This is a genomic window from bacterium (assembly GCA_016708025.1).
Lineage (GTDB): Bacteria > Zixibacteria > MSB-5A5 > GN15 > FEB-12 > FEB-12.
Genome location: JADJGQ010000002.1, coordinates 17,330 through 40,791 on the forward strand (window position 1 = coordinate 17,330; position 23,462 = coordinate 40,791).

The following is a 23,462-nucleotide window of genomic DNA, read 5'->3' on the forward strand; positions in this document are numbered from 1 at the left end:
AATGTGCAGAACCGATCCGTGCAATCATGAATCTGCCGATTGCGGACGAACCAGGCAATGTTTGACCCAGTAGACAGCCCGCGCGGTGTAGATCAAGGGCGAAGCAGAAAAGAGATACTGAAAGATGTAGATTTAATTACTCCAGATCCGATTGGCGCGTCGGGTTGGAGTGCGTGTTCCTCATTAATGAGGGGAATAGGTGAGAACGCTGACTGCGGCAATGCTGGGGAGAGTTTAACCTGTTCAAACATATGCGGTAACAGGTTGAAAATAGCGGGACACAGATCACTCTCCGCTACCCGTCTCAAAGAAATGCACCTATCTTTGTATTTATTAGGCGATAGAACCACTCGAAGCATAAGCTAAATGAAATCGCATGTCAGTCGCATAACATACTGCATCGCAACAAATAACGAAACATGCACTAGCGAGTACAGAATAGACAATAAAATCCGTCTTTTTGTTCTGTTTTTCACAAACATGACAAACAAATGACAATCAGGACTGATATTCTATTATATCTGTTCTCAACGAACGACGACAATAAGGCTGAGACAGAGAATAGATATGAACTTTGGGATCATCGGAACTTCAATCTGGCAACAGAACATGCCGCTGTTAGAGCGGCTGACGATCGACCGTCAAGTACGGCCGGCCGAGGTTGCGCGATTGAAGCAGGTGCTGGGGGTTGATGAGCTGGTATATCTCGCCACCTGCAATCGGGTGGAGTTCCTGTATGCATCATCGAAGAAAGTAACCCCAGGCAAGCTGTTGCATCGGTTGATCGACTATTTCTTCCGTTCTGAGCGGGAGATCAGTTTTTTCCCGAATGACTTTTATCATTTCACCGGACGCGAAGCGATTCTGCACCTCTTCCGCACTGCAGCTTCGCTTGAATCGCTCGTGGTCGGTGAAACGCAGATTACCGGTCAGCTCAAACAGGCGCATCAGGATGCGCTTGAGTACGGAGTTGCCGGGACCGTTACCTCCGGTCTCATCAACGAAGCACTGGTAGTCGCCAAGCGCGTGAAGCGCGAAACGAATCTGGGAGTGGGCGCGCTATCGATGGCATCGCTGGCCGCTTCTGAACTGCAAGAACGGTTGAACGGAATCGACACGCCGCTGGTAGCAATAGTCGGCGCCGGGCCGATGACCCAGAAGATCGCCAAGTATTTGAATGAACATCTGGTCGGTCGCTTGTTGTTTGTGAATAGGACGGTTGCCAAAGCGGAAGCGTTGGCCGAAGAGTTTGGCGGACAGGCGATGTCGTTCGAGCAATTCGTCGCGACACCCGGTCCGGTCAATGCGATCATCTCGGCTACCTCGGCCACCGAAGCAGTTTTTGACTCAGCATTTTTGAATCGACTTTCAGATAGCGGAACGCCGGTTGTTTGTATCGACCTGGCGGTCCCCCGTGATTTCTCCGCGGAGTTCAGCTCCGATCCACGCGTAACCCTGATTGACATTCCGCACCTCAAGTCGCGCGGCAACGGCAACCTTCGTCAGAAGTTTGTCGAGGCCGGCAAAGCGAATGAGATCGTGCGCGATGCGGTCAATCAGTATCTCGCCGACCGTGTCGAATTGACGCTCAAGCCGATCTTCCATGATAGCTATCAGGAATCGCTTGAGCTGGCCAACCGGGCGTTGGAAGATTTGTTCACCACGAAACTTGCTTCACTCGACGACTCCGGTCGCGAGGCGGTCAAGCGGCTGGTGACCAAACTGATCGGTCATTCGTCGTTCCAGCCAGTCAAGATCCTTTCTGACCGACTGGCCGCGACCCAGACCGAACTGACGATCACCGAGTTGACATCGACTCGGAAGGAAGCGGTATGACCCGTTTGATTATTGGTTCTCGCGGTTCCGATCTCGCTCTCTACCAGGCCAACTTCATCCGCTCCATCCTGGAGCAGGAACATGGTTGCACGGTTGAGCTCAAGATCATCAAAACTGTCGGGGACAGAATCGATAATGTCTCGTTCGAGCAGATGGAAGGAAAAGGGTTCTTCACCAAGGAACTCGAGGATGCCCTGCTTGCGCACGAGATCGATCTGGCAGTTCACTCCCTCAAAGATCTGATGACTTCTATGCCGTCCGGGCTGAAGCTCGGCTCGGTTGGGTATCGCGCAGACCGACGCGAACTACTTCTTATCAGAAGAAGCTCAGTGGAAGGAGAGAATCTCCTTCCGGTTCGCAAAGGTGGCGTCATTGGAACATCGGCGGCTCGTCGCAAAGGTCAGGTCGCATTTCATAATCCGTCACTGGCAGTCGCGGACCTTCGCGGAAATGTCCCGACCCGCGTAGCTAAATTGCGCGATGGCAAGTATGACGCCATTCTCTTGGCCGCCGCCGGAGTGACACGCCTTGAACTTGATCTCTCCGACCTGCATGTTATTTCGCTCGATCCCGAACAATTTCTGCCGGCTCCCGCACAGGGGATTCTTGGCATTCAGATACGTGACAACGATCCAACAGTCGAGTCAGTGATCAGCAAACTCGGTTCAGCCGCGGCGATGCTCGAAGCTAATCTCGAGCGGGGGCTCCTTGCACGGTTTGACTCCGGTTGTTCGTTGCCGTTGGGGGTGTTTTCCGAAGTACGCGATGGTCAGCTCCGCCTCAAAGCGGTTCTCGGCACTCGCGTGGATGACCAATGGACAGGACTGAAACGTACAGACATTACCGGGACAGATGTCGACGACGTCATCAGCAGAGCATACGACGCCCTGCGAGGTAGCCCGGTATGCCGCGCCTAGCTGTCACTCGCTATCCCGCACAATTGGCCGAACTGGCTATCCATGCTGCCGCGAAAGGGATCGAGGTCGTCCCTCTCCCCCTCATCTCGGTGCAAGAGATCCCGTTTGACTGGCCCGAAGGTTTGGAGATCAGCAAGATCGATTGGGTCTTCTTCAGCAGTGCAAACGGAGTCAGTGCATTCCTGCACCGTCTGGACGAACTTGGCCTGCGTATGCCTCCCACGACTCGGTATGCGGTAGTCGGCAGTAAAACGGCGGACGCCCTGGCGTTGAATGGGCTCAAGGTTGGCTTTTTGCCATCGGACTCCTACGGGGAGTTGTTGTTCGAGGAGTTTGCGGGAAGAGAACTTCGAGCCGGCCAGACTTTGCTCTACGCACGGGCCAGAGAAGTGAATTATGACCCGTCGAAACTGTTTGCCGGCAGGCCGGTCGCCTATTACGCCATCTGTTGTTATGAAACAATCGCACAACCGGTGACTGCCGATGCCGTCGCCCGATTGACGGAAAATGATTTCATTCTCTTCACGGCCCCCTCGACAGTTGATTCGTACGCGCAACAATATGGTATGCCGGTCGCCCGGCCGATCGCGATCGGTCGCTCGACCGCATCACAAATGAATCAATACGGTTGGTTTGGCTTCATTACCATGAAGCATGCTGATATCACCACCATCCTGGAGTATCTCTAATGGAGCAGATGTATCGTCCTCGCCGCTTACGCCGCACTCCGGTGATCCGCGAAATGGTCGCGGAGAAGACATTTACGACTAACGGTCTGATACAGCCGTATTTTGTCACCGATGGAAGTTCGATCCGTGAGGAGATCAAGGGACTCCCCGGGATCAACCGCGAGTCAGTCGACAAATTGGTTGAATCAATCAGTGCGGACCACAAGCTGGGCATCAACAAGATCATGCTTTTTGGTGTGACTGACCGGAAAGATATCATGGCGTCGACGGCGCACGATGACGCCAATCCGGTCATCCTTGCAACGAAGGAGCTGAAACAGAAGTTTGGTGACTCGCTTTTCATTGGCGCCGATGTCTGCCTCTGCGCCTACACCGATACCGGCCACTGCGGCGTGACGCTCGAAGGAGCTATCGACAACGATGCTTCGGTGGATGTGCTGGCCGACATGTCACTCGCTCTCGCCCAGGCGGGGGTTGATTGCGTGGCTCCATCGGATATGATGGATGGCCGTGTGGTGGCGATTCGCGATATGCTCGAAGGGAACGGCTATGTCGACACGCTGATCATGGCCTACACGGCAAAGTATGCATCGGCCTACTACGGTCCGTTCCGTGAGGCTGCCAAATCGGCACCCGGCAAAGGAGATCGTAAAGGGTATCAAATGGATTATAGAAACCGCACGGAAGCGCTCCGCGAACTGTCTCTGGATGACGAAGAGGGCGCTGATATCGTCATGGTCAAGCCTGCGTTGGCGTATCTTGACGTGATAGCCGACTTCCGACAGCAAAGCAGACTGCCGGTCGCCGCGTACAACGTCTCCGGTGAATACACCATGGTTAAGCTGCTGGCGCAGGCTGGACTTGCGGATGAAAAGGCGATGGTGCTGGAGAACCTGACGGCGATCCAGCGCGCGGGAGCAAATATCATCCTGACCTATCACCTTCGCGACATTCTGAAAAACGGGTGGCAACATGCATAAGACGGATAGATCTCAACAATTGATGACACTCGCCAGCCGGATCATCCCGGGCGGGGTCAATTCGCCAGTGCGCGCATTTAAGTCGGTCGGCGGAATTCCTCGGTTTATCGACAGAGGCGAAGGGTCATATTTGTTTGATGTCGACGGCAACAAATATCTCGACTTCTGCAGTTCCTGGGGACCATTGATCCTGGGGCATGCCGATCCGGATGTTGTCGCGGCGGTGAAAACACAGGTCGAACGGGGGATGACATTTGGCGCCTCCACTGAGCTGGAGTATCAACTGGCCGAGTTTATTGTCAACCATGTTGATTCGGTCGAAAAGATACGGTTTGTATCATCGGGAACCGAGGCGGTGATGTCGGCGATCCGACTTGCCCGCGGGTTTACCAAGCGGGATTTGATTCTCAAGTTTGAAGGATGTTATCACGGTCATAGTGATTATCTGCTGGTCAAGGCCGGCAGCGGGCTGGTGACATTCGGTAATCCGTCATCGGCAGGTGTTCCTGATTCATTTGCGGCGCAGACGGCGGTCCTGCCGCTCGACGATGAAGATGCGCTTGAGGAATTCTTCTCTCAACATGGCGACCGACTTGCCGCTGTCATTATTGAAGGTGTACCGGCCAACAACGGCCTCCTGATCCAGCGACATGATTATATGCGGCTGCTTCGCGCGCTTACGGAAAAGCATGGAGCGCTGATGATCCTCGACGAAGTGATCACCGGCTTCCGCCTAGGGATGGGCGGCGCAGCAGCCTATTACGGGATTCGTCCCGACCTTGTCACTTACGGCAAGATCATCGGCGGCGGCATGCCGGTCGGCGCCTTCGGCGGTCGTGCGGATATTATGGATATCCTGGCCCCTCTCGGCCCGGTCTATCAGGCCGGTACTCTCTCCGGCAATCCGGTTGCGATGGTCGCGGGATTGACGACACTAAAGAAGCTGGCCGATGGCCGCATTCATGAGCAACTTGAAGAGCGGAATCGACGATTCGTGTCGCAGATGATGAGTCACCTGCATGGCAGTTCGGTGAATATCGCCGGAGTAGCCTCGATCTACTGGATCGTCTTCCAGCGCGATCTCCCCCGCGCCGCGCACCAGATCTCCACAGATGGAATCGCGCATTATAACAGGATGCATGCCGGTATCCTGGAGGCTGGCATTTATCTGCCACCTTCCGGCTACGAAGTCTGTTTCCTTTCCGCGGCACAGACCAACGAACAACTGAGTGATGCGGCCGATCTGCTGGCCGACGCTATCAAGGAAGAAGCACACGTATGGGGATGATGGAAAGCACGTTCATCAACGCATGCTATGGCAAGAACCATGGAAGGATCCCGGTCTGGATCATGCGTCAGGCAGGGCGATATCTGCCGGAGTATCGCGCGGTGCGCGAGAAGACGACATTCGAGCAACTCTGCAAGTCGCCAAGCTTGATAGCGGAAGTGGTACGCCAGCCGGTTCATCGGTTTGGACTCGATGCGGCAATCCTTTTTTCAGATATCCTGACTGTGCTGGAGCCGATGGGGATGCAGGTCTCTTTTCCGGACGGTGGACCAAAGCTGGCGAATCCGATTAACGGTCCCGATGATGTCAAGCGGCTGCAGGATGTGGATGTCGACAAGGCGCTGTCGTTTGTCGCCGAAGCATACGGCGAGATTCGAAAAGTACTGCCGGAGACGCCGGTGATCGGCTTTGCCGGTTCCCCCTGGACACTCGCATGCTATATGATCCAGGGAAAAGGATCGAATAATTTCGACAAACCGAAACAGTTCCTGCACAAGTACCCGGCAGCGGCGGAAGAACTGATCATGTTGCTGACCAAAGTGGTCACCAAATATCTCGCCATGCAGATCAAATCCGGCGCGAATGCCGTGCAATTGTTCGATAGCTGGGGTGGCATTCTCTCCAAGGATGACTACTGTGATTGGTCTGCCCGTCCGGCGAATCTGATATTCCGCGGGTTGAAGCAGTATCAGGTGCCGCGGATATTCTTTGTGAACAACGTCGCGCCGTATCTTGAGCTGATCAAGGATGTCGATTGCGAGGTGGTCGGAGTTGACTACCGCGCAGATCTGGCGGATGTCGCGGTGGCGTTGCCGGGGAAATCGGTGCAGGGGAATCTCGATCCTTCAATTCTCTTCAATACCAGAGAGAAAGTAGTTGAGCGGACACTGCAAATTCTTGATTCTCTGGAATCACACGACAATCTGATCTTTAATCTCGGGCATGGCATTCAACCGGAAACACCGCTGAGTTCGGTCGAGGCAGTTGTCGAGACTGTCCACCGTTACAGGAGCTGACCATGGCGCACGAGAGAACCGCAACGACTGTTTCTGTCGACCTGCTGAAGAAGTACGACCGTCCGGGACCCCGTTACACCAGTTATCCGACTGTCCCGGTCTGGTCGAATGCGGTTGGCCCGAGTGATTATGAGCAGTCCTTGCGGAATGCCTCACAGCGCGAAAATGAGCCGCTGGCGATCTATGCGCATATTCCGTTCTGTCAGCGTCGCTGCTACTACTGCGGATGTAACACGGTTATCACCAACAACCAGCAACGAGTCGAAGATTACATCCACACTCTCCTCAATGAGGTAGACAATACCGCGCGGTTGCTCGGCAAACGAAACAAGATCAGTCAACTGCATTTTGGTGGCGGTACACCGACCTATTTGGATTGCCAGGGAATGGCAATGCTGCTGAGGCATCTGGATAAGCACTTCGAGTTCTTGCCGGATGCCGAAAAGTCGATGGAGATCGACCCGCGGGTAACGACCGTGCAGCAGTTGGAGTTTCTGGCCAACAGCGGGTTCAACCGGATCTCGATGGGAGTTCAGGATTTCGACCCGCTCGTGCAGGAAGCCTGCGGGCGGATCCAGCCGGTCGAGATGATTGAAAATCTGCTTGGGCATTGCCGCCGACTCGAATTCAAGGGGATCAATTTCGATTTGATCTATGGCCTGCCGAAACAGACAGTCGAGGGATTCACGAAAACGATCGACACCGCGATTCAGATGCGGCCCGACAGACTGGCGGTTTACTCGTTTGCGTATCTTCCGAGTTCGATGGCGCACCAGTCGAAAATCCTCCCCGAGGATCTGCCATCGACAGAAGTGAAGTATCGCCTCTTTGCGACGGCGGTGGAGAAGTTTACGGCGGCCGGCTATCGGCAGATCGGCATGGATCATTTTGCGCTCCCCGAAGATGAACTAACCCGCGCTCAGGCGGATGGGCGGCTGTTCCGGAATTTCATGGGATATACGGTGCAGCATTCGCCTGAGATGATCGGGCTTGGGATGTCTTCGATCGGGTATATCGACAATTCATTCTTCCAGAATCTAAGCAAGCTGGACAGCTACCAGAACGCAATTGCCGAAAAAGGCTTTGCCACCTATCGCGGGTTGCATTTGAATCAGGATGATCTGGTGCGACAGTATTTGATTACGCAGTTGATGTGCAATTTCAGACTGCAATACGACCAGCTCGAAGCGAAGCACGGGGTGAAGTACAGTGAGTACTTCGGTAACGAGCACAAGAATCTTGGGATTTTCTTTGATGATGATCTCATAAAGGAATCCGCTGATGGCCTCTCTATCACGCCAGTTGGGCGGACATTTGTGCGGAATATTGCGATGACCTACGATGCCTATTTGAACGGAAGTCAGGCGGGCAAAGCCTCGACCTTTTCAAGGACGATCTGATGTCTACGTCTTCCACTAAATGCTGCGCAATTCTTTTGGCGATGGGCGGTCCGGACTCCACCGCCGGAGTACAGCAGTATCTCTATAATATCTTCTCTGACCGTTCAATCATCCGCCTCCCCGGGGGGGCAATTCTGCAGAAGCCGTTTGCGGCAATGATCTCGCGGCTTCGTAAGAAGAAAGTGCAGCATCATTATGACCTTATCGGCGGCGGCTCTCCCCTGCTTAGATGGACGGATGCGCAGCGCGCTCTTCTGGAGGAAATCATCCAGCAGGAGCAACCGCAGTTCCGGGCATATGTCGCGATGCGGTATTATCATCCATATACGGATGCGGTGATTCGCCAGGCATATACAGATGGATTTCGGCGATTCTGCTTTATCCCGATGTATCCACAGTATTGCAAGGCAACAACAGGATCATCGTTTGAGGTTGCTGCCAATTCGCTCACATCACTCACCGGTGTGCAGTCGGTTTTTGTGAAGGATTTTCATGATGACCGCTCGTATATAGAACTGCTCCGGAGATACATCGCAGAGAATATCCGTTCGGGCGAGACACTTCTCTTTTCGGCGCATTCCATCCCGCAGACATTTGTGGATGAAGGGGATCCGTATGTGGATCAGATCCGTCGGACGGCGGCATTGGCAGCGAATGGGCGGGAGTACTTTGTGTCATTTCAGAGTCGGACCGGCCCGGTACAATGGGTCGGACCGGATACGATAGTAGAAACGAAGCGGCTACTGGCAGAGCGTACGGGTGGGCTGTTCATTGTGCCTATCGCGTTTGTCTGCGATCATATAGAAACGCTGTATGAGATCGACATTGAGTTGGCGGGGATGCTCGACTCATCGGATGCGGCACGGATTCGCCGGATGCCGATGTTCAACGATGACCCGGCTTTCGCAGAGATGCTGGCCGGGATCGTCCGCGAAAGGATGACGCACCATGCAGCAGTATGATGTGATCATAGTGGGTGGCGGGATATCCGGGTTGAGCGTTCTGCATTATCTCAAAACGCGCAAAGCGGAGAAGACGGTTCGGCTGATCGAGGCGGAGAATCGGTTGGGTGGGACGATCGGGACCGACCAGATAGATGGATACAGTTTTGACTGGGGACCGAACGGATTTCTGGATAGAGAGCCGCTGACTCTCAAGCTGTGCGAAGAGCTTGGATTAAATGACCAGCTTGAGCGGGCGAATCCGAATGTCAGTAATCGCTTTATCCTTCGCGGCGGACGGCTCCGTCCGGTGCCAATGTCTCCCCCCAAATTCCTGATGTCCGACATTCTCAGTTGGCCGGGAAAATTGCGGCTGGCGAAAGAGCCATTTGCGGCGAAACGTCCGGATGGGGTCGATGAATCGATTTACGATTTTGGGAAGCGGCGCATTGGTCAGGAGGCGGCGGATTATCTGATTCAGCCGATGGTCTCCGGCGTTTTTGGCGGAGTTGCCAGCAAGCTTTCGCTCAAGTCATGTTTTCCGGTGATGCGCCAAATGGAAGATGAGCATGGTTCGCTGTTCAAGGCGATGATCGCTAAAGCGAAGAAAGCAAAAGCCGAGGGAAAGAAATCGGGTGGTCCCTCGGGGCCGGGTGGATGGCTTACCTCGTTTCATGGCGGGCTGAATAAAATTATCGAGCGGTTTCATGAGCGCTACAGCGACAGCATTATGTCCGGAAATGCGGTCGCGCACGTGAAGCGGAATGGAAACGGCTACCTGGTGACCCTGACGGATGGAACGACACTGCATGCCGGTTCGGTCGTGCTGGCGACGCCATCGTTTCAGGCGGCAAGAGTGGTCTCGCATTTGTCGTTGCCACTGACGGAACTTCTCGGGCAGATTCCGTACGCACCGATATCAGTGATCTGTATGGGGTACGATGCGAAGCAGATCAAGCGGAGTATGGATGGATTCGGATTCCTGGTGCCCTCGAAAGAGAATCGGCGGATTCTCGGGTCGATCTGGACCTCATCGATATTTGATAAGCGCGCGCCGGAAGGGAAGATCCAGTTTCGGACGATGGTTGGCGGCGACGGTGACCATGATTCGATCAATCTGTCAGATGCAGATTTGCTGACAGCCGTGAAGAAGGATCTTGGTGACGTGATAGGTATCGTTGGTGAGCCGGAGTTGGTGAAGATATATCGTTGGAAATATGGAATTCCGCAGTATCGGATCGGCCATTCAAAGATCATGGCGAGTATTGAGATGGAGTTGTCGCGGAACATCGGACTGTTTTTGGCGAACAACGCGTATTATGGTATCAGCCTGAATGACTGCGTGAAGCAGGCCTTCAAAGTCGCCGCATTGGTGTAGGCTCCCTTTTACCCTTTAACATCTGTCATTTAGTGCCTCTTCCCAGCGAAAGCTGGGATCCAGACTTTTGATTGACCACACCAAGAGCCGAGACTCACCAATCAGCGGCAGTTAATAGTTACATCCCTTTCGTTCAATCGCCTGGATTGTATCAAACTGTACGGTTTGCCCCTTATAGGTTATGAATTCATTCAATACAATTCTCACTGGGAGGTCGCCATTTTCAGGAACGATTGAAGGTTCTACAAATGTTCGATAATGTAGCCTGAACATGTATTTACTGGGACTATCTTTCCTTTCCACATACTGGGCGGTGTCGTTTAGTGCGTAGGTGTCACTTTCTTTCCTCCACTGCATCACGGAATCTGCAACCAGTACTTGAACTTCCTCTGGCCGAAACTTGATATCGTTTCGACTGACACTGAAGGCAACTTCAAGGTTTAAGTAGAGATCGTAATCGCCACAAGGCCGGTTAGTATAACTGTCAAAGCGAAGCCTAAGTCGTCCATCGAGTTTTCGAATAGTCAAATTGGATTTACGTTCCTCGCCAAAGAACAAACGCATCTCCGGATTTGGGCAACCGGATAACAACGCGACCACAATCAAACCCATTGCAGCCAACATCAAAAAGGGCATCACTATTCTTGGACCTTGCGAGAGCATCATACCCATTCCTCCTTCCGCATCTTCATAATAGGATTCCCCTGTCCTCGTTGTCCAATCAAAAAGATGGTGGAGGATGGTGTCGAAACCTGCGCTTTGCGCACCCCTTCGGGGCATCGGTTTCGACCTACACTCCTGGGGCGACGGACCCGCCCCGCCGGAAATACTTCTGTCTTGACAAATTTTCTTGAAACCCTATCTTAGGCAGGTCGTATAGTAGACCGATAACATAATCGAACACAGTGCTGCAACAGCAGGAAGGAGGCGTACATATGCAAAGATCATTGAAGAGTGCACCGGTGCGCCTCGGTCTGGCCTGTCGCTAGCAATCGAATAATTCTCCATTGCATGCGCGGCCGTCGATAGACGGCTTTTTTATTACCCAGTCCGGACGGGGCGTTTCGCCCAGCCGCGGCGTGATCTCACAATATCCCTCTGCGGCATAACCCTTTGCATGTACGAAAGGAGTAGCCATGTCTGACATGACTGCTGACCTGACTAAACAACTAAAGGAGCTTCGTCCGCCGGATGAAAAAAATGATCGCCCACAGCTAAAATTGCGCGATCTTCTGGCTCACGGGCTTCCTGAACCAAAGACTCAGGGAAAAAAACATGAGTATAGAATCCTTAGGCTGGAGCGATACTTTTGATGAGAGCTTCCGCCAATATCGCGAGGCCGGCTATCAACCGGCTCGCGTCGCTCGCGAAGACCGCGAACGATTTCAGTTACTGACCAACGATGGCGAGATCCGCGCCGAAGTAACCGGACGGTTTCGTCACAATGCGAAAACGCGACGTGATTTTCCGGCGGTCGGCGATTGGGTGGCGGTGGAGATTCCGCCGCAATCTGATATCGGATTGATCCACGCGGTCCTTCCGCGCAAGTCGATCTTCAGTCGCGGCGCTACTGGCGCTACGACTGAGGAGCAGGTAGTTGCCGCCAATGTCGACATCGCTTTTCTGGTGATGGATCTCGGGCGCGATTTCAATCCCCGCAGAATCGAGCGATATCTGACTCTCACCTGGGAGTCGGGCGCCTCACCGGTGATCCTCTTGACCAAAACCGATGTTGCGCTTGAGATCGATAGTTCGGTCGCCGAGATCGAATCGATCGCTCTCGGAGTGCCGGTGCATGCTGTCAGCGCGGTGGCACACGAGGGGATGGAGCAGATCCAGCAATATCTTGAGCCGGGGAAAACTGTCGCGCTGTTTGGATCTTCGGGTGCGGGGAAATCAACTTTGATCAACGCGTTGTTGGGCGAAGAGAAATTGCTGACACGCGAACTCAAGGAGGATGGCCGCGGCCGCCACACCACGACCTGGAGGGAGTTGATACAACTTCCATCCGGAGCGTTGGTGATTGATACGCCGGGGATGAAGCAGGTCGAACTCTGGGCGGATGAATCCAGTCTGGATGAATCATTCGACGACATCAGTGCCCTGGCTTCGCAATGCAAGTTCAGCGATTGCAGTCACGGATCTGAGCCCGGTTGCGCGGTCCAGGCTGCGTTGGCCGATGGGCGACTGTCGGCCGAACGGATTGCATCATATGACAAACTTCAAAGGGAGCTGAAATACCTTCACCGCAAGCAGGATATCCGAGCCGCGCTGGAGGAGAAAGCTCGCTGGAAGAAGATCCATATGCTGGCCAAGCGGATCGCCAAGAATAAATAACCGATTGGCCGGCATATAGATAACTGCCGGCCTCCGGTACCGCTTTAGCCTTGCGATTCTGGACCGATAAGGTATCTTATGGGTACAATATGAGCATGAGCAAAGCAGCCCTTTCATTCTTACTGATCTTCCTCCTGGCCGCGCCGATGGTGCTGCCGCTGGAAGAATTTTGCTCCGAAGGGGATGATTGTTGTGATCTCCCCTGCGCGGACTGCTATTACCATTGCTCGTGCAGTCTGACGTTCTCCGCTTTGCCGGCGACGCTGATTGAATTTGCCAATCATACGATGACCGCCGATGCCTCTATGGAGTTCCTGGAAGCCGCGACCGCTCCCGGATTTGCGTTGCTTCCCGATCTTCCCCCGCGACTTTCCTGACACCTCCTTCTTCTTTTCAACAGATTGAACGCAGGTAGCTGTTTATCTGCGGTAACCTATTTCGATGAGGTGCGCCAGGAATGAAAAACTGGATCCCATACATATTGATACTAGCGGTCGGCATAGCGCTCGGTCTGGGCGGCTCTACCCTCTTTACTGCCGACGACCATACTGATGCGGTTGAGGCCACCACCGAACATTCTGCCGATGATGGCCACGGACATGACGCCGTGACAGCCAATGACTGGTGCGCGGAACATCGCGTGCCGGAATCAGCCTGTACACTCTGTAATCCTGATCTGATACCAAAATTCAAAGAAGCGAATGACTGGTGTGGAGGACATGGTATACCGGAGTCGCACTGCCGGCTCTGCAATCCGGATATTCATTTCCCGAATGAACCGGTGCAGACAGTGGCGATGACTGACCCGATCAAAACCTCGGTCTTTTATCCGGCCAATGTGGTTGACTGCGCGACTAACAACGCGATCATCCAATTCGCCAGCGCGGAGACAGCCAGTCGCGCCGGATTGACGGTTGAGCCGGTGCTGTCGTTCTCTGGCGATGCATATATCGAGGCGCCCGCCGAGATCAAGTTTGACGATACGAAAACGACTATGCTGACATTGACTGTTCCGACCCTGGTGACACGCTGGTTTGTTGAACCGGGTGAGCAGATCTTCAGCGGACAGAAACTGGCGGAGTTGGAGTCGCCGGACATAGCGCGCCTTCAGGCGGATTACCTGCAGGCGACGGCCGATTACCGGGTGGCGGCACAGTCGCTGGAGCGCGGCAAGTCGCTTCGTAAGAGTGATCTCATCAGTGAATCTGAAATGGAGCGAATCGAAGCGGATGCGTTCGCCGCAGAAGCGGACCTTGCCGGTGTGCGGGGAATGCTGTTGACCGGCGGATTCTCCGAGACCGACCTCAAGCTTCTGGATAGCAGTCGGCAGATCACGCAGCGCTACACATTGCGGGCATCATCGACCGGTCTGTTGATCGAACGCCGCGCGCCGATCGGCGAACTGCTCGAAGCTGGCCGTCCACTGGCGATCGTCGGTAATCCATCGGCACTTTGGCTGGAAGCGAATCTCCGCGAGCGGGACCTTTCGGCGATCAAGGTCGGACAGCGAGTGGAGTTTTCCGCCGATGGCGGCGCGGTCGAACGGACTGCCGCTGAAGTGATCTGGGTCTCCAAGTATCTCGATGAGGAGACACGGACCGGCACTGTCCGCGCCCGACTGCTCTCTCCATCCAGTGAAATATCGGCCAATTTGTTTGGTCGAGCCAAGTTCCTGATTGATGACCAGTCTGCGCTGGCAGTGGTTTCGCGAGATGCCGTGCAGTGGGAGGGATGCTGCAATGTGGTTTTCGTGCAGGAAGCGGTCGACCGGTATCGCCCGCGCAAAGTGACGATCGCTCGCGGCGACAACGATCACTACCGCGTTTTCTCGGGAGTCATTCCGGGGGAGCAGGTGGTGGTGGATGGAAGCTATTTGCTGAAGACAGAACTAAAGAAAGGCTCAATTGGCGCGGGATGCTGCGGACTCGAGGCAAAGTAGCATGCTGCAGAAGCTCATAGAGTTTACACTGCAGCGGCGGTGGTTTGTTCTCGCGCTTGCCGGGCTGATGATCCTGCTTGGTTTCTTTGCGCTCCTTCGACTGCCGTTTGATGCGTTCCCGGATACGACGCCGGTCATGGTCCAGGTGAATGTTTCTGCTCCCGGCTGGTCGCCGGAAGAAGTTGAGCGTCAGATCACCTTCCCTGTCGAGCGAGAACTTTCCGGTCTGAGCGGTCTGACCGAGGTCCGTTCGGTTTCCAAGTTTGGACTTTCTCAGGTGAATCTCGTCTTCGAAGATCGCATCGACACCTATCTCGCGCGTCAGCAGACGAGCGAACGATTAGGTTCGGTTGAACTCCCCGATGGTGTTGAAGCACCTAAGCTGGGACCGGTCTCCACTGGTCTAGGTGAAGTGCTTCAATATGTGGTCGTCAGTTCGTCGACCGATCAGACGGATGCCCGCACCGTACAGGATTGGATAATCAAACCGCAACTTCAATCGGTGCCGGGTGTCGCCGAGATCAATGGCTGGGGCGGTTTTGAAAAGCAATACCAGGTGCTGATCGATCCGAATCGGATCATCCAGTACGATCTGCATCTGGAAGAGGTCGTCGAGGCGATCGGCCGCGGGGTACGGAATGTCCCCGGTGGCGAGATGGTGCGCGGCGGCGAACAGACCGTCGTGCAGGGGATCGGCCAGGTCAGCACTCGTGAAGAGATCGAGTCGCTGGTGGTGAAATCGCGCAATGGCGTGCCGGTGCATTTGCATGATATCGCCGATGTAGTCGTGGGACATGAGATCCGTCGCGGCTCCGCTACTTATCAAGGGAATGGCGAAGTAGTGCTCGGGCTTGGCTTCATGCTGACCGGCGAGAATTCACGCGAAGTGACACAGCGACTGGTCGACCGGATCGAAGCGATCAAACCAACGCTCCCGCCCGGCGTGGAGATCAAGACTGTTTACTCGCGAACCGACCTGGTCAACAGAGTACTCGACACTGTCACGCACAATCTAATGTATGGTGCGTTACTGGTCATAGCGGTGCTGTTTGCATTTCTGGGGAATATTCGCGCAGGACTTATCGTCGCCTCGGCGATACCGCTCTCAATGCTGTTTGCGTTTGATCTGATGACTCGCTTTGGGGTGGTAGGGTCGCTGATGTCGCTCGGGGCAATTGACTTTGGGCTGGCGGTCGATAATGCGGTGATACAAGTGGAGAACGCGGTTAGCCGTCTCTCCCGGAGCAATGAGTCGCAGTCGCGATTGACGGTCATACGAGATGCCATTCTGGAGGTGCGCAAGCCGACTCTCTTCGGAGAACTGATCATCATGCTGGTCTATCTCCCGATCCTGACACTCGAAGGAGTCGAGGGGAAGATGTTCCGCCCGATGGCGCTGACAGTGATATTTGTGCTGCTCGGTTCGTTGCTGCTGTCATTTACCGTGCTTCCGGCGATGCTGGGAGCATTTCTCAAACGACCGAAAGTTCACGCTGAACCAAAACTCGTGCTCTGGTTGCAGAAGAGATACCGGAGTTTGCTTGGGTGGTCATTGGCGCACCGTGCGGTTGTGTTGACTGCCGCAGTGCTGTTCCTCATAATCGGGTTGCTTCAATTCAATCGACTCGGCTCGGAGTTTGTGCCGCGACTGAATGAAGGGACGATTGCGGTCAATTTCGTCAAGTTGACGGGCATATCGCTCGAACAGTCGACAATGTACGGTGACCGGGTAGAAAAGTTGATCAAGGCGAGATTCCCGGATGAGGTCGATCACCTCTGGACGCGTACGGGGACGGCTGAACTTTCGACCGACCCGATGGGGCTGGAGGTCTCGGATCTCTTCATTACGCTTAAGCCTCAGGAAGAATGGACGCGGGCCTCATCTCAGCAAGAACTGGTGGCGGCAATCGATGCCGAGGTGAATGATCTTCCCGGCATGAACCGCGTATTCACCCAGCCGATCGAGATGCGGGCGAATGAAATGATCGCAGGCATCCGAGCGGATCTTGGGATCAAGATATTCGGAGATGATCTTCGAGTGCTCGAAGAACGGGCGGAGAGAATCTCCGCGCTGGTGGAGACAATTCCCGGTGCGGCCGATGTGACTATCGAGCAGTTGACCGGCCAGCCGGTCTTTCAACTGGCGGTGGACCGTCAGCGGATCTCCCGCCACGATCTCCCAGCATCAGAAGTGTTGACCTATGTAGAGGCGATCGGCGGGATCGAAGCAGGCGAAGTGTACGAGGGTCAGCGCCGATTCGATCTGGTGGTGAAGCTTGACTCGGCTTATACGGAAGTACCGGATGATATCGAGCGGATCCCACTCCAATCGTATGCCGGGGCGCAACTGACTCTTGATCAGGTGACCAGTCCGACGCTTTCATCCGGTCCGGCCAGTATCACGCGCGAGTGGGGGAAACGTCGGGCAATCGTGCAGGCGAATGTGCGTGACCGCGATATCGGCTCATTCGTCGATGAAGTTCGGGAGCGGATCGCCAACGAGATAACCTTGCCGCCCGGCTATTTTGTTCAGTATGGCGGGCAGTTTGAAAATCTGGAACGAGCGCAGGCGCGACTTGCGCTGGTCGTGCCACTCGCCCTCTTGCTGATCTTTGGTCTGCTCTATTGGACCTACGGTTCTGCGCGCGATGCCATCCTGATCTTCAGCGGCGTCCCGCTGGCAGCATTGGGTGGCGTGATCGCGTTGACCATTCGCGAAATGCCGTTTTCAATCTCGGCAGGAGTTGGGTTTATCACGCTCTCCGGTATCGCGGTCCTCAATGGACTGGTGCTGGTCTCTTCGATCAAACGATTCCGTTCGGAGGGTGCCTCGTTGGAAGTGGCAATCGAGCAAAGTGCGGTGTCACGGTTACGTCCCGTGATGATGACTGCGCTGGTGGCGGCAATCGGCTTTCTGCCGATGGCGCTTTCGTCGTCGATCGGCGCCGAGGTTCAGCGTCCGCTGGCAACAGTCGTGATCGGCGGGATCCTGACCTCGACTGCATTAACGTTGATCATTCTCCCTCTCCTTTACTCGCTTTTCGGCAAACGAAGCGCTGTCGAAGGGTGATGATCCTGAAACGAAGAACGCCGGAGGAAATCAGATCCTCCGGCGTTATATGAAGAGAAAACGAGGGTTTTCCGGCTATTTGATGACCTGGTCCCGCACTTCTCCAGCATCAGTCATCTTTCCCCCCTTGCGCTTTAGCAGTGAATGGCCGGTGGCCAATCCAAAGACAAACAGCGACAGCACAACCGCGCCAACTGCGAATACGGTATCACCGATCGCGCGCAGCCATTTGAATACCTGCACGGTCGGTGAATAGAGGAACTCCGCACTTCGGGCGAACCAGTAGCCATGCTCAACCGAGGCCCAGGTCTGCAATAGACCAACGGGCAGAAGGCTGATTACGACCATCGCAAACAGACCAAAATTGATCGTCCAGAATGAAAACTTAATGACCTTGTCATTCCAGTCCGAACGGACGTAGAGAATGCGCAGACAGAACAACATCAGGCCGATTCCGAGCATTCCATAGACTCCGAACAGCGCGGCATGTCCGTGCACCGGCGTAGTGTTCAGACCCTGCATATAATAGAGGGCGATCGGCGGATTGATCATGAAGCCGAAAAGACCAGCGCCAACCATATTCCAGAATGCGACTGAAACAAAGAAGAGGATCGGCCATCGGTAGCGCGCCACCCATGGCGTCGAGCGTGACAACCGGATATTATCCCAGGCCTCGAATCCGATGATCGTCAGCGGGACAACCTCGAGTGCACTAAAGACCGATCCAAGCGCCATCACGGCTGTCGGAGTGCCGGAGAAATAGAGATGGTGCAATGTGCCGATGATCCCGCCGGTCAGGAAGATCGTGGTCGCAAACAGCACCGAAGAGTTGGCGGTTGAGATCCGTATCAACTGCAGTCGCGCGAACATAAAGGCGATCACGACAGTGGCAAAGACCTCAAAGAACCCTTCCACCCAAAGGTGGACAACCCACCAGCGCCAATATTCTACTATTGAAAGATGAGTACTCTTCCCCCACATCAGGCCGGCGGCATAAAACGCGCCGATCGCGATCGCCGAGATGATAAACATGGTAAGGAGTGACTTCTGCTCTCCCCCTTTTCTGATCGCGGCAAAGATATTTCGCCCGACCAACCAGACCCAGAGAACAAGTCCGATCAACAAGGCGATCTGCCAGACACGACCAAGGTCAACATACTCATATCCCTGGTGACCAAAGTAGAACCAGGCGTCACCCGAAAGCATTCCCTTCACCGACAACCATTCACCGGTCATCGAACCGAGGACCACAACCAATAGAGCGCCGAACAGCACGTTGACACCAAGCTTCTGGTATTTCGGCTCGAATCCTGAGACGGCTGGGCCGATATACAGACCGGCGGCCAGCCAGGCAGTGGCGATCCAGAAGATCCCCAGTTGCGTGTGCCAGGTGCGGGTCACAACATAAGGAAGCCATTTGTCGATCTGAATTCCGTAGAAGCCGTCACCTTCTACACCATAATGTGCAGTGATCACACCCATGATGATCTGCAGGAGGAAAAGGCCAGCCACCACCCAGAAATATTTGATTGTCGCCAATTGCGAAGGGGTCGGCTGATTGGTCAACAATGGATCAGTAGTAGGGATCTTTTCCGCCAGAGCCTCTTTCGGCTGCGACGCATGGTACCAGACCAGCAGACCAACGCCACCGAGCAACATCAGGATGGAAACGCCGGTCCAGATCATGGCATCTGGTGTCGGACGGTTTTCGATCAACGGCTCGTGTGGCCAGTTGCTGGTGTAAGTGATATTATCATTCGGCCGATTGGTCGAAGCCGCCCAGGCGGTCCAGAAATAGAATGATGATATCTGTCGCAGCTTCACCGGATCGGTCAGAGTCCCGCTCGGGATAGCGTACTTAACATGCCCTTCGGTATACAAATTCGTGTAATACGCCAGATTGCTTTCGAAGGCTCGCTGGCGGACCGGGTCGATCCGAATACTGTTAGTCGACTTGTCGTAACCGTTGGTTCTCATCAGGCTGGTCAGGCGAGATTGCAGCATCGCCTGTTGTTCCAGCGGTAGCTGGTCGTAGGCAGTGCCAAAGTCGGTCGCACTCCAGTCGTTGAGAATGAAAACGCACTCTCGATGAAGCCAGTCCGCGGTCCAGTCGGGGGCAACATAGCCGCCGTGTCCCCAGATCGAGCCGATCTCCATGCCGCCGAGTGATTGCCAGACATTCTGGCCGGCAGTGATCTCACCGGCCGCGATCACCACAGTACCGTCAGTGGTGACCACACTCTCCGGGATCGGGGGCTTCTCCTGATAGATCTTAAAACCGGCCCAGCCGAGCACGGCGAAGGAGATGATGATCACGCTCCAAAAAGCGATCCATAGTTTTCTCATGACGTTCCTCGTATCTCCGTTTCTGACTAGTTCCGATTAGTGATGATGACTGCAGGCGCACTGGGTGGTCGCCGCGGTCCATTTCTTTTCGACACCGTATTTGGATGTCAACTCTTCTGCCAGTTGCAGAAACTTCTCGTGCGTGCCGGTTCCCATATGATCGGACTCGACAACTTCGAACTGCGCCAGCAATGCGGCCTGTTCCTCGGGCGACATCAGCCGCGCCGCCATCGGGAAAAGAATATTGTCTTCTTTGAGAATGTGAGCGCGAAGCAGCAGGACATAGGAGAGTGCGTTTTCAACAAACGACCGGAGGGCAGGATGATCACCGGTGGTGGCGGACTCGAGATGCTCGGCCATGCCACGCACAAAGAGGCGACCCTGCTCGTGCTCGCTTAACATTACCCCAATTGGTCCAGATTCGCAAGGAACACCTTTGGCCTCCATGGCCGGAAAAAGCTGCCCCTCTTCTTTGCCGTGATGGCACTTGTCCGCAAACATCCGGATGAAAGTGACCACACTGCTGGCATCCTCGCGGTCAAGTTTCCCGGCTTCTTCAGCCTTCTGACAGATCCGCTCGAGGACAGTCAGCATTGACTCGATCACGCGGTGTTCGCTTGAGAGAATTTCAGTCGGTTTCATCGTAACCTCACCTCTATTAGTTAATTGACTCGTAAGCATGAATCCCATGTCATTATCCGATTATATCTCAAAAAAAGGGGTCAGGCCGGCAACATCACTCGGTTGCGAGCCAGATCCTCCAGCGTTGTCTCTTTCAGGAAGTGCATATATTCTTCGCGCACCCGTTTCCATCGGTCATGCACGGCGCACGGCGAACTTGGTGTGCAGGACCCTTTTCCCAGCAAGCAACCGGACCATCGGCTGACCTTGTCGATCGGTTCGACTATATCATAGAGAGAGATCTCGGCCGCTTTGCGTGCCAGGCGAAATCCACCACCAAACCCCTTCTGCGACTCGAGCAGTCCTACTCCCGCCAAGGTATTGAGAAGCTTGCCGAGATAATTCTGAGGTGCGCCGATCTCTTTGGCGATAGTCACAGTCCCGGCATATTCGCCGGGTTTCAGTTGGGCCATCATCGTCAGGGCCAAAGCAGCATGTACACCAGTTTTTGAAATCATCAATAACCTCTAATCACATGCTATTATACGAATATATATCGGCCCGTCAATAGTTTTCTGAAGAAAGAGCGAATAGTATTTGAAGATTTCACTTATATTATTCCTTCACAATATGTTACAGACATGTCAATGCCACCTCAAATCTTGATTTTGAGGGCGATGGCTGAGGCTACTATATCGGATAAGGTATTCCAGAGCCGTGCCGCAACGGCGATTCCGGCGGCCGCCGGGCCCAGAAATGGAGTCAAAACCGCGATCATCACCAGCTCTCTGGCCCCGAGTCCCCCCGGCGTAAAGATCGCCAGATAGCCGATTTGATATGACAGGATAAATGCCCCGATCGCCGCCAGGACCGGGATATTGGAAGACGGGGCGACCGCATGGATGAAAACATAAAACGCCAGACCGTACAACAGCCAGCCAAAGAAGTAGCCGAAATAGACCAACGCCGCCTGCGGGATCTTGAGATGAAAATGGATGCTCGGACGTTTGATCAATCGCAGACAGAAGTTGGCCAGAGCGAGAGAACGATTCGGCGCAAACAGCAATAACAGCGAGATACCGAGTGTCACCGCCATTCCGAGATAGAGCGCTGACCCAAGATATTGTCGCAGGTCGGGCGAGAGCATTTCCGGATACAAACTGGTCGCAAGAAAAACTGCCAGGAAAGAAGGCGGCATACCGAAGAGCAACGCCAATCCCCACGATGCAACCGCGACCGAGTCAGAGATCTTCATCTGCTTGGCGATGTAGACCATGCCAAAGATCGGCCAGATCCTCCCCGGAATGTAGCGTCCGAGGTTGGCGATATAGGCGAGTTTAAAGCCGTGTCGCAACGGGACCTTGAGATCGAACCCGCGCATCAACCAGCACCAATCCTGCGAGAAAAAGGCGAACGCAAGCAGATGGAGTACCACAGAGAGGAGCAACAACCACCAGTTGATCTTCCACTCGTAGTTGACCATCTCCTGCCAATTGGCGGCGATCTCGCGTCCGGCAAAATAGATCACCAGAATGGTGAGGATGAATTTCACCGCACGGATGATCCACTTGCGCGCGGGGTGCGGCGTGGTGGTCACTTCGGGAGTCTGCTCTGGTATGGTCACGCGTTCTGATCTGGGTTGAGGTAAGACCGGACATCGATCGCCCGGATGAATCTGACAGCCGCTTTTTCTTCACGCGCCAGCGCCAGGATAGAACCAAGATTCTGCTCCATATTTTCGAGAGAATAGAGCGGGTGCTTGTTTTCGATCAATTCGTCAGCATGGAGATAGGTATTGAAAATGACGCGGTCTCGCGAACGGAGGTCGCGGCGTATCTGCGCCAACATCGGACTGAAGTAGGCGGTTTTGCCGGTGATATTGATCAGGAAAGTGGGGCGGGTGAAGGCGTACCAGACCTGCATCAGGTTTTTCATTTTGCGGGCCAACTGCAGACCGGCGCCCACTCCCCAGAAGAGCGAGTGCGATACAAAGACCGGGATTTCGACAAGCGAGAATGCTTTCTCTCCCGCCGCGGCTTCGCGGCGATAATCTGCCTGTGACGGAAAATAGGGGCGGTCCGGGCTGAGTGACCAGTCGAAGAAATTCGACGAACGAACCTGATCATGCTGGGGGAGTATTTTGAGGCCCGGAATCGCACTATACTCGACCTTAACTCCCAGCTCCTGCATTTTCGCGTATGTCTGGGTGTTGTGGTACCCCCACCCCATCCGCACAGTCTGGGCGCGTCCGGGAAGAACTTCCTGATATGCGGCATAAGCTTCGGCCAGCATACCAAGCTGGAACTGCTCATCCCAATACTCCTGATACCAGATCTTCTGCCCGGGGTCAAACCGCCAGAAATGGGGATGCCAGGAAAGCTCATCCCCGGCATTCTCCAACTGGAGCAAAAACGATTTATGGTTTGCCAGAACCCAGTTGAAACTGCCATGGAGCTGTTGAACCTGATGGTCGACCCGGAGGCACCAGGAAAAGCGGGGTGGGTTGCCATCGGAATCGGTCAGTCGAGCGAGCCGATCTTTGGCGCGAGGGATCCCGTCGGTCATGCCGTGCCAGACCAAGTGATCGGTAGGGAGTTTCCCTACAAAGCTCTCCCGATCCGGATCGGTATCGCACCCTATGATGATCAGTATCTCTTTGGCCACATCCTACTCCCTGGGTTGGGAGGCAAAATAGTGCAAAGGC

The 23,462-nt window shown here is 54.4% G+C and carries 20 protein-coding genes; 14 read left to right on the forward strand and 6 right to left on the reverse strand.

The features are described from left to right. Positions 1-567 precede the first annotated feature (567 nt). The 9 genes from hemA to hemG are packed head-to-tail and all read left to right on the forward strand — an operon-like array spanning position 568 to position 10,445. Positions 568-1,836, forward strand: a complete 1,269-nt coding sequence (gene hemA / locus IPH75_06510; GenBank protein ID MBK7141712.1) for a glutamyl-tRNA reductase — start codon at positions 568-570, stop codon at positions 1,834-1,836. Beyond that, positions 1,833-2,753 (forward strand): hydroxymethylbilane synthase, encoded by a 921-nt coding sequence (gene hemC / locus IPH75_06515; GenBank protein MBK7141713.1) that lies wholly within the window; start codon positions 1,833-1,835, stop codon positions 2,751-2,753. Before hemA ends, hemC begins: the two co-directional genes overlap by 4 nt. Further along, positions 2,741-3,442 (forward strand): uroporphyrinogen-III synthase, encoded by a 702-nt coding sequence (locus tag IPH75_06520; GenBank protein ID MBK7141714.1) that lies wholly within the window; start codon positions 2,741-2,743, stop codon positions 3,440-3,442. Before hemC ends, IPH75_06520 begins: the two co-directional genes overlap by 13 nt. Further along, positions 3,442-4,422: a porphobilinogen synthase gene (hemB, locus tag IPH75_06525; protein MBK7141715.1), complete on the forward strand. Its 981-nt coding sequence runs from the start codon at positions 3,442-3,444 to the stop codon at positions 4,420-4,422. The genes IPH75_06520 and hemB overlap by 1 nt, the downstream gene beginning before the upstream one ends. Continuing rightward, positions 4,415-5,710 (forward strand): glutamate-1-semialdehyde 2,1-aminomutase, encoded by a 1,296-nt coding sequence (hemL, locus tag IPH75_06530; GenBank protein ID MBK7141716.1) that lies wholly within the window; start codon positions 4,415-4,417, stop codon positions 5,708-5,710. The genes hemB and hemL overlap by 8 nt, the downstream gene beginning before the upstream one ends. Further along, positions 5,701-6,726 carry a uroporphyrinogen decarboxylase gene (gene hemE / locus IPH75_06535; GenBank protein ID MBK7141717.1) on the forward strand — a complete coding sequence of 342 codons (1,026 nt, stop codon included), beginning with the start codon at positions 5,701-5,703 and terminating at the stop codon, positions 6,724-6,726. The genes hemL and hemE overlap by 10 nt, the downstream gene beginning before the upstream one ends. A 2-nt stretch (positions 6,727-6,728) precedes the next feature. After that, positions 6,729-8,126: an oxygen-independent coproporphyrinogen III oxidase gene (gene hemN / locus IPH75_06540; protein ID MBK7141718.1), complete on the forward strand. Its 1,398-nt coding sequence runs from the start codon at positions 6,729-6,731 to the stop codon at positions 8,124-8,126. Beyond that, positions 8,126-9,088, forward strand: coding sequence for a ferrochelatase (gene hemH / locus IPH75_06545; GenBank protein MBK7141719.1), 963 nt, complete (start codon positions 8,126-8,128; stop codon positions 9,086-9,088). Before hemN ends, hemH begins: the two co-directional genes overlap by 1 nt. Then, the gene (hemG, locus tag IPH75_06550; GenBank protein MBK7141720.1) at positions 9,075-10,445 is read left to right on the forward strand and encodes a protoporphyrinogen oxidase; all 1,371 of its coding nucleotides are present in this window, start codon (positions 9,075-9,077) and stop codon (positions 10,443-10,445) included. The genes hemH and hemG overlap by 14 nt, the downstream gene beginning before the upstream one ends. Positions 10,446-10,556: 111 nt before the next feature. On the opposite strand, the gene IPH75_06555 is transcribed toward hemG, so the two are convergent. Next, on the reverse strand, positions 10,557-11,111 hold the full coding sequence (locus IPH75_06555) for a hypothetical protein (GenBank protein MBK7141721.1): 555 nt from the start codon (positions 11,109-11,111) through the stop codon (positions 10,557-10,559). A 470-nt stretch (positions 11,112-11,581) separates the two neighbouring features. Here IPH75_06555 and IPH75_06560 point away from each other — a divergent pair, with 470 nt between their 5' ends. From IPH75_06560 to IPH75_06580, 5 genes are all read left to right on the forward strand, one after another. Beyond that, positions 11,582-11,758, forward strand: coding sequence for a hypothetical protein (locus IPH75_06560; GenBank protein ID MBK7141722.1), 177 nt, complete (start codon positions 11,582-11,584; stop codon positions 11,756-11,758). Then, on the forward strand, positions 11,721-12,782 hold the full coding sequence (gene rsgA / locus IPH75_06565; GenBank protein MBK7141723.1) for a ribosome small subunit-dependent GTPase A: 1,062 nt from the start codon (positions 11,721-11,723) through the stop codon (positions 12,780-12,782). The genes IPH75_06560 and rsgA overlap by 38 nt, the downstream gene beginning before the upstream one ends. Positions 12,783-12,877: 95 nt before the next feature. Beyond that, the gene (locus IPH75_06570; GenBank protein ID MBK7141724.1) at positions 12,878-13,159 is read left to right on the forward strand and encodes a hypothetical protein; all 282 of its coding nucleotides are present in this window, start codon (positions 12,878-12,880) and stop codon (positions 13,157-13,159) included. Positions 13,160-13,239: 80 nt separating this feature from the next. Next, complete coding sequence (locus IPH75_06575) at positions 13,240-14,721, forward strand: efflux RND transporter periplasmic adaptor subunit (protein MBK7141725.1); 1,482 nt, start codon at positions 13,240-13,242, stop codon at positions 14,719-14,721. Position 14,722: 1 nt separating this feature from the next. Continuing rightward, positions 14,723-17,791 (forward strand): efflux RND transporter permease subunit, encoded by a 3,069-nt coding sequence (locus IPH75_06580; GenBank protein MBK7141726.1) that lies wholly within the window; start codon positions 14,723-14,725, stop codon positions 17,789-17,791. Positions 17,792-17,866: 75 nt separating this feature from the next. On the opposite strand, the gene IPH75_06585 is transcribed toward IPH75_06580, so the two are convergent. The 5 genes from IPH75_06585 to IPH75_06605 all read right to left on the reverse strand — a co-directional run bounded on the left by IPH75_06585 (position 17,867) and on the right by IPH75_06605 (position 23,422). Continuing rightward, positions 17,867-20,137, reverse strand: a complete 2,271-nt coding sequence (locus tag IPH75_06585; protein MBK7141727.1) for a nitric-oxide reductase large subunit — start codon at positions 20,135-20,137, stop codon at positions 17,867-17,869. 36 nt (positions 20,138-20,173) lie between these two features. Beyond that, positions 20,174-20,779, reverse strand: a complete 606-nt coding sequence (locus IPH75_06590; protein ID MBK7141728.1) for a hemerythrin domain-containing protein — start codon at positions 20,777-20,779, stop codon at positions 20,174-20,176. 80 nt (positions 20,780-20,859) lie between these two features. Continuing rightward, a complete protein-coding gene (locus IPH75_06595; protein ID MBK7141729.1) occupies positions 20,860-21,276 on the reverse strand; it encodes an Rrf2 family transcriptional regulator in 417 nt (138 codons plus the stop codon). A gap of 137 nt (positions 21,277-21,413) precedes the next feature. Next, positions 21,414-22,382: a flippase-like domain-containing protein gene (locus IPH75_06600; GenBank protein ID MBK7141730.1), complete on the reverse strand. Its 969-nt coding sequence runs from the start codon at positions 22,380-22,382 to the stop codon at positions 21,414-21,416. After that, a complete protein-coding gene (locus tag IPH75_06605; GenBank protein ID MBK7141731.1) occupies positions 22,379-23,422 on the reverse strand; it encodes a hypothetical protein in 1,044 nt (347 codons plus the stop codon). Before IPH75_06605 ends, IPH75_06600 begins: the two co-directional genes overlap by 4 nt. Between the last annotated feature and the right edge of the window lie 40 nt (positions 23,423-23,462).

What these genes read in the sequence shown, in the direction of transcription:
- rsgA (MBK7141723.1), top strand. Translation starts at nt 11,721, where the DNA reads ATGAGTATAGAATCCTTAGGCTGGAGCGATACTTTTGATGAGAGCTTC.
- IPH75_06585 (MBK7141727.1), bottom strand. Translation starts at nt 20,137, where the DNA reads ATGAGAAAACTATGGATCGCTTTTTGGAGCGTGATCATCATCTCCTTC.
- hemA (MBK7141712.1), top strand. Translation starts at nt 568, where the DNA reads ATGAACTTTGGGATCATCGGAACTTCAATCTGGCAACAGAACATGCCG.
- hemC (MBK7141713.1), top strand. Translation starts at nt 1,833, where the DNA reads ATGACCCGTTTGATTATTGGTTCTCGCGGTTCCGATCTCGCTCTCTAC.
- hemE (MBK7141717.1), top strand. Translation starts at nt 5,701, where the DNA reads ATGGGGATGATGGAAAGCACGTTCATCAACGCATGCTATGGCAAGAAC.
- hemG (MBK7141720.1), top strand. Translation starts at nt 9,075, where the DNA reads ATGCAGCAGTATGATGTGATCATAGTGGGTGGCGGGATATCCGGGTTG.
- IPH75_06570 (MBK7141724.1), top strand. Translation starts at nt 12,878, where the DNA reads ATGAGCAAAGCAGCCCTTTCATTCTTACTGATCTTCCTCCTGGCCGCG.
- hemH (MBK7141719.1), top strand. Translation starts at nt 8,126, where the DNA reads ATGTCTACGTCTTCCACTAAATGCTGCGCAATTCTTTTGGCGATGGGC.
- hemN (MBK7141718.1), top strand. Translation starts at nt 6,729, where the DNA reads ATGGCGCACGAGAGAACCGCAACGACTGTTTCTGTCGACCTGCTGAAG.
- IPH75_06590 (MBK7141728.1), bottom strand. Translation starts at nt 20,779, where the DNA reads ATGAAACCGACTGAAATTCTCTCAAGCGAACACCGCGTGATCGAGTCA.
- hemB (MBK7141715.1), top strand. Translation starts at nt 3,442, where the DNA reads ATGGAGCAGATGTATCGTCCTCGCCGCTTACGCCGCACTCCGGTGATC.
- hemL (MBK7141716.1), top strand. Translation starts at nt 4,415, where the DNA reads ATGCATAAGACGGATAGATCTCAACAATTGATGACACTCGCCAGCCGG.
- IPH75_06555 (MBK7141721.1), bottom strand. Translation starts at nt 11,111, where the DNA reads ATGATGCTCTCGCAAGGTCCAAGAATAGTGATGCCCTTTTTGATGTTG.
- IPH75_06595 (MBK7141729.1), bottom strand. Translation starts at nt 21,276, where the DNA reads ATGATTTCAAAAACTGGTGTACATGCTGCTTTGGCCCTGACGATGATG.
- IPH75_06580 (MBK7141726.1), top strand. Translation starts at nt 14,723, where the DNA reads ATGCTGCAGAAGCTCATAGAGTTTACACTGCAGCGGCGGTGGTTTGTT.
- IPH75_06520 (MBK7141714.1), top strand. Translation starts at nt 2,741, where the DNA reads ATGCCGCGCCTAGCTGTCACTCGCTATCCCGCACAATTGGCCGAACTG.
- IPH75_06575 (MBK7141725.1), top strand. Translation starts at nt 13,240, where the DNA reads ATGAAAAACTGGATCCCATACATATTGATACTAGCGGTCGGCATAGCG.
- IPH75_06560 (MBK7141722.1), top strand. Translation starts at nt 11,582, where the DNA reads ATGTCTGACATGACTGCTGACCTGACTAAACAACTAAAGGAGCTTCGT.